Below are 327 nucleotides of genomic sequence, written 5' to 3'. Positions count from 1 at the left end.
GGTCAAGAAGCGCCTCAGTAAGGCCTGCTTCTCGCCCTAATTGAATGTCTTTTTCATTGGCTGCCAATATTGTTTTTGCGTTTGCTTCTAATTCATCAGCAATAATCGCTAACGCCTGGTTCTTTTGAGACGTTGATGCTGTTGCTAGGTGGAAAGCTGCTTCTTTCGCCGCTTGTCCCATGTTGTTTAAATCCATTACAAAATCCTCTTTTACTCTTGAATGACAACAAGGTCATCACGATGGATAACTTCTGAACCGTAGTCATAGCCAAGAATAGAAATAATATCTTTACTGTGTTTGCCTGCAATATTGGCAAGATCTGAGCT

Annotated in this window: 2 pseudogenes; both read right to left on the bottom strand. The window is 41.3% G+C overall.

Annotation, left to right across the window (positions count from 1 at the left end):
* Positions 1–196, bottom strand: a pseudogene (locus BCU12_RS08800) (gamma-glutamyl-phosphate reductase); the annotation flags it as partial.
* A gap of 14 nt (positions 197–210) precedes the next feature.
* Positions 211–327: pseudogene (locus BCU12_RS08795) on the bottom strand (glutamate 5-kinase); the annotation flags it as partial.

This window comes from Vibrio sp. 10N.261.55.A7 (genome assembly GCF_002877365.1).
Lineage (GTDB): Bacteria > Pseudomonadota > Gammaproteobacteria > Enterobacterales > Vibrionaceae > Vibrio.
The sequence above is the reverse complement of the archived record's forward strand: the minus strand, read 5'-3'. Positions and strand labels throughout refer to the sequence as shown.